The organism is Vibrio sp. 10N.261.52.A1 (assembly GCF_002876325.1).
GTDB classification, from domain to species: domain Bacteria; phylum Pseudomonadota; class Gammaproteobacteria; order Enterobacterales; family Vibrionaceae; genus Vibrio; species Vibrio chagasii.
This window is the reverse complement of the sequence record NZ_MCYD01000913.1, coordinates 1-4,525: the sequence shown is the minus strand read 5'-3', so window position 1 is coordinate 4,525 and position 4,525 is coordinate 1. Positions and strand designations below refer to the sequence as shown.

Sequence of the window (4,525 nt, the reverse complement as noted above, 5' to 3'; positions counted from 1 at the left end):
AAGAGAAATATAGCTATATAGCCAAGAAAGGAGCCGTAAGGCTCCTTTTTTTTTGCTTATTTTTCCGATAGGTCTATAATTTCTAAAAAGAAAACCAACGAGGGTAACTATGACTAAGTCTGAATTGATTGAAAGACTGTGCGCTGAGCAAACGCATCTTTCTGCAAAAGAAATTGAAGACGCTGTAAAAGACATTTTAGAGCATATGGCTTCAACACTAGAAAGTGGTGATCGAATCGAAATTCGCGGTTTTGGCAGCTTTTCTCTGCATTATCGTGAGCCTCGTGTTGGACGTAACCCAAAGACTGGTGACAAGGTAGAGTTAGAAGGTAAATACGTTCCTCACTTCAAACCAGGTAAAGAGCTACGTGAACGAGTAAATACAGGAATGTAGTCTACTTATCGGAATTATGAAAAGCGGCATACTATAATGTATGCCGCTTTTTTATGACCATAATATGGTGGTCTGATTAGTAATTTTCCTGCATAATCGTACAGCTAACCAACCAATGAGTGATGAACTATGAAAATTATAAAAATAGTCGCCGTTATCGCACTTTTCCTAATTGCACTGGCTTTAGGCTCTCAAAACCAAACTATCGTGAATTTTAATTACCTGCTAGCACAAGGTGATTTCCACCTTTCAAGCCTATTAGGTATTGTCTTCATTTCAGGCTTTGCTCTTGCTTGGTTAGTCTTTGGTAACATGCATATGCGATCTCAGCTGAAAATTCATCGCTTGAAGAAGCAACTCAATAAGCAATCAAAGCAGGTAGCTGCTGATACTAAAGCTTAAAGGCTATATTTGATGTTAGAGTTACTGTTCTTACTTTTGCCTATTGCAGCCGCTTATGGTTGGTATATGGGTAATCGTAATGCTCAGCAAGAAAAACAAAAGCAATCACACCAGATCTCCCGTCAATACGTGACGGGTTTGAACCTATTACTGTCAGACCAATCTGACAAAGCGGTTGATCACTTCATTGAGCTGCTTCAAGTAGACAATGAAACCATCGATACTCACTTGGCCTTGGGTAACCTATTCCGATCAAGAGGCGAAGTCGACCGCGCTATTCGCATTCACCAAAATCTTATCTCCCGTTCTGGGCTGACTCTCGATCAGAAAAACCTCGCACTGCAACAACTAGCGAAAGACTATATGGTCTCTGGCTTTCTTGATCGCGCTGAAAAAATCTTTGAACAGCTGGTTGATGAACCTGACCACAAAGAGGGTGCTCTGCAGCAGTTAGTTGCAATTTATCAGCAGACTCGAGAATGGAACAAGGCGATTCATTACGGCAATATTCTAGTAAAGCTTGGTAAGAAGAAGATGAAGATGCGTGCTACGGTCGCGCATTTTTGGTGTGAGCTCGCTATGCAAGAACAAGCTGATGGTAATCGTTCAAAAGCATTAGCGCATTTTAAGAAAGCGTTATCTGAAGACCCTAAATGTGTGCGTGCCAGTATCGCTTTGGGTAAATTCCACTTAGCGAACGAAGATTACCAGAAGACGATCGACTGCCTTGAGGGTGTTCTTGAGCAAGATATCGATTTTATCAGTGAAGTGTTACCAACTCTTGCTGAGTGTTATCACAAGCTCGGGCACGAAGCACAGTTGGTTGAGTTCCTTAAAGCATGTATCCAGAAGAAGGCTGGTGTGTCTGCAGAATTGATGCTGGCTCAGCTGGTTGCTCACCATGAAGATGTTGGCTCTGCGCAAGAGCTCCTGACCAAGCAACTTGTTAAAAACCCAACCATGAAAGGTTTTTATCGACTGATCGATTATCACCTAGCAGAAGCTGAAGAAGGCCGAGCAAAAGAAAGCTTAACCACGCTTCAATCTATGGTTGGTGAACAGCTTAAGGTTAAGCCTCATTACCGTTGCCGTCAGTGTGGATTCTCAACACATTCAATGTATTGGCACTGCCCTTCATGTAAGGGGTGGGGAACGATCAAGCCTATTCGTGGGTTGGATGGTGAATAGATTTGTGGTCATTAAAAGACCAAATTATTAATTGCAGCTTTCGGGCTGCATTTTTATGACTGTTATTTATCGCCTGCAAGGGTAGATAGATATTTTTTAAGAAAGTTAACTGCGTTAGGAGATGAAATGAACGACCAAAAAATCATTGTAGCTTTGGATTATGACAACCAAGCGGATGCGTTAGCCTTTGTTGATCGTATTGACCCTGCATCTTGCCGCCTTAAGGTGGGTAAAGAAATGTTCACCCTATTTGGTCCTGAGTTTGTTCGTGAATTACACAAGCGTGGTTTTTCAGTATTCTTGGACCTTAAGTTCCACGATATCCCGAACACATGTTCAAAAGCCGTTCGTGCAGCCGCTGAACTAGGCGTATGGATGGTAAACGTACACGCAAGTGGCGGTGAGCGTATGATGACGGCTTCTCGCGAAATTTTGGAGCCTTACGGTAAAGATCGTCCATTGCTGATTGGCGTAACAGTACTGACGAGCATGGAGCAATCGGATCTAGCGGGTATCGGGTTGGATCTAGAACCACAGCAACAAGTGATGCGTTTAGCTTCTCTTACAAAAAACTCTGGTCTTGATGGTGTGGTGTGTTCAGCGCAAGAAGCTTCTTTATTGAAAGGTGCGCTTGGCCAAGAGTTCAAACTGGTGACTCCGGGTATTCGTCCTGTAGGTGCCGATGTTGGTGACCAAAAGCGTATCATGACGCCTTCTAAAGCGATTGAATCTGGTTCTGACTACTTGGTTATTGGTCGTCCAATTACTCAGGCTGTAGACCCTGCAGCTGTGCTTGCTGAAATCAACGGCACACTAGCTTAACTTTCTCTTATAGCTAGCGTGAAACAAATAAGAAGGCCAGCAGTTAGCTGGCCTTCTTTGTTTGGATTGGAGCGTGCTTTCTTAGCGGGATTATACTGGTGCGCCACTATGGAATTTAAAGTCGCTGTCGTCTGAGGTGATCAGATCTGCTTCTACTTGAGCGAAGTGGGCGATACGTTCCGAGATATCTTTACCTGCGATTTGCTCTGCTAATTCGAGGTAATCTTGGTAGTGACGAGCTTCTGAACGAAGTAGGGATACGTAAAACTTCTCCATGTCTTCTTCTAAGAACGGGGCCAGTTTCGCAAAACGTTCACAAGAGCGTGCTTCAATAAAGGCGCCGATGATCAGTTTGTCGACCAGAGCATCAGGCTCGTATGTCTTTACTTGTTTGATCAATCCTTTCGCGTAACGACCGGCTTCGATCGGTTGGTAAGTCACGCCTTTCTTCTCCATTAATTCCATTACTTGATAGAAGTGGTGGAGTTCCTCTTTAATCAACAGCACCATCTTATCGATAAGGTCAGCGCCGTAATTACAGCCTTCTTTTGCTGTGATCTGTTTTGAAACGTTGCTCTTGCCACGAAGTGACTCTAAATCACCAATGCGACGGTAAGCAAATTGCTCATATGGCAAGATCCATTCGTTTAATTGCTTGGCACTTTCTTTATCTACCGCGTATTTACGGATAAGGAATAAAGCACTTTGAGCAGCCTTGAGTTCACACAACATGTGGTCGCGCAAAATGATGTGGAGGTTTTCAGGCTTTTTGGCTTCATCGATCCATGAATCTGGCGTTTCAGCTTTAAGAAAAGAGTGGATTGGAGCGAGTAATTCTTGATACATGGCCGGAGCAGGTTTGTTGATAATGCGGGATTTTATCACAGCTAATGAGATCTCCCTATACGGAGGGAGGAAATTCATTAGTAACAAAAAAGGCCACCTTAGCGAACTGAGGTGGCCTTCTCGATGACTTGATTTAGTGATTACCACTTCTTCTTCTGACCGAATAGGGCATCCATATCGTCATCGCGTTCTTTAGATTCCATTTGCTGTAAATCTTGCGCGTTTTTGTCTTGGCGTTTTTGGTCAAGTTCGTTCAGCATCTGTTGAAGCTTTTCTTTTGCTCTCATTGAGTATGCGTCATTCTTGGTTGCCAGTGCATCAATACCTTTACGAAGCAATTGAATAGCGGTACCTGGTTGGCCGCGTGAAATTGAATCGTTAGCACGTTTAATCACGTTCTCAATGTTGATTCGAATCTGAATAGTCTCTAAACGTGCGTTTTCTACCACATAAGCTTGGGTTTCAAAACGGCCTTTATTGTGTTCGTTACGTACCGTATCGCGTAGGCGCTTAACCAGTTTGAGCATCATGATTGCTTGTTTATCGCTGCTAGGAACTCTAAAGGCCGTGCTTTCGCCACCTTGGTAGTTCTCTTTAAGCTGGGTGATTTGCTGTTTTACGCTTTCAATGCGCTGGGCAAGTTGCTTATTTTTGGGGTCGAGCTGATACATGTTTTCTAATGCATCAAGAATTCGATTATTTAAGCATACAAGAAGATCTTGGCTAAACGGCATGTGGTGCGCGTTGCCAATAAGCTCTTCGGTTCCATCAATAATGGTCAAATAACGAGAAGCTTCCTGTTTCTTCGCTGTTTCTACCTTAACTTTGTACTGAAGCATGATGTTGTAACCTAATACCAACACCAAAAGAATC

Annotated in this window: 6 protein-coding genes; 4 read left to right on the top strand and 2 right to left on the bottom strand. The window is 43.2% G+C overall.

Annotated elements, in window-relative coordinates; all coding sequences use genetic code 11:
• The first annotated feature begins 109 nt into the window (after positions 1 to 109).
• The 4 genes from ihfB (at position 110) to pyrF (ending at position 2,806) form a co-directional block, all read left to right on the top strand.
• On the top strand, positions 110 to 394 hold the full coding sequence (ihfB, locus tag BCT81_RS19755; protein ID WP_004741980.1) for an integration host factor subunit beta: 285 nt from the start codon (positions 110 to 112) through the stop codon (positions 392 to 394).
• A gap of 129 nt (positions 395 to 523) precedes the next feature.
• Positions 524 to 796 (top strand): lipopolysaccharide assembly protein LapA domain-containing protein, encoded by a 273-nt coding sequence (locus BCT81_RS19750; RefSeq protein WP_004741981.1) that lies wholly within the window; start codon positions 524 to 526, stop codon positions 794 to 796.
• A gap of 12 nt (positions 797 to 808) precedes the next feature.
• Entirely contained in the window at positions 809 to 1,984 is a 1,176-nt protein-coding gene (gene lapB, locus BCT81_RS19745) for a lipopolysaccharide assembly protein LapB (RefSeq protein WP_102425557.1), read from the top strand.
• Between the two features lie 126 nt (positions 1,985 to 2,110).
• Positions 2,111 to 2,806 (top strand): orotidine-5'-phosphate decarboxylase, encoded by a 696-nt coding sequence (gene pyrF / locus BCT81_RS19740; protein ID WP_061031782.1) that lies wholly within the window; start codon positions 2,111 to 2,113, stop codon positions 2,804 to 2,806.
• Between the two features lie 90 nt (positions 2,807 to 2,896).
• Here pyrF and miaE read toward each other — a convergent pair whose 3' ends face one another.
• Together miaE and BCT81_RS19730 are read right to left on the bottom strand one after the other, a co-directional pair.
• The gene (miaE, locus tag BCT81_RS19735; RefSeq protein ID WP_277869833.1) at positions 2,897 to 3,691 is read right to left on the bottom strand and encodes a tRNA isopentenyl-2-thiomethyl-A-37 hydroxylase MiaE; all 795 of its coding nucleotides are present in this window, start codon (positions 3,689 to 3,691) and stop codon (positions 2,897 to 2,899) included.
• Between the two features lie 101 nt (positions 3,692 to 3,792).
• The gene (locus BCT81_RS19730) at positions 3,793 to 4,524 is read right to left on the bottom strand and encodes a DNA repair protein (protein ID WP_241908246.1); all 732 of its coding nucleotides are present in this window, start codon (positions 4,522 to 4,524) and stop codon (positions 3,793 to 3,795) included.
• Position 4,525: the final 1 nt, after the last annotated feature.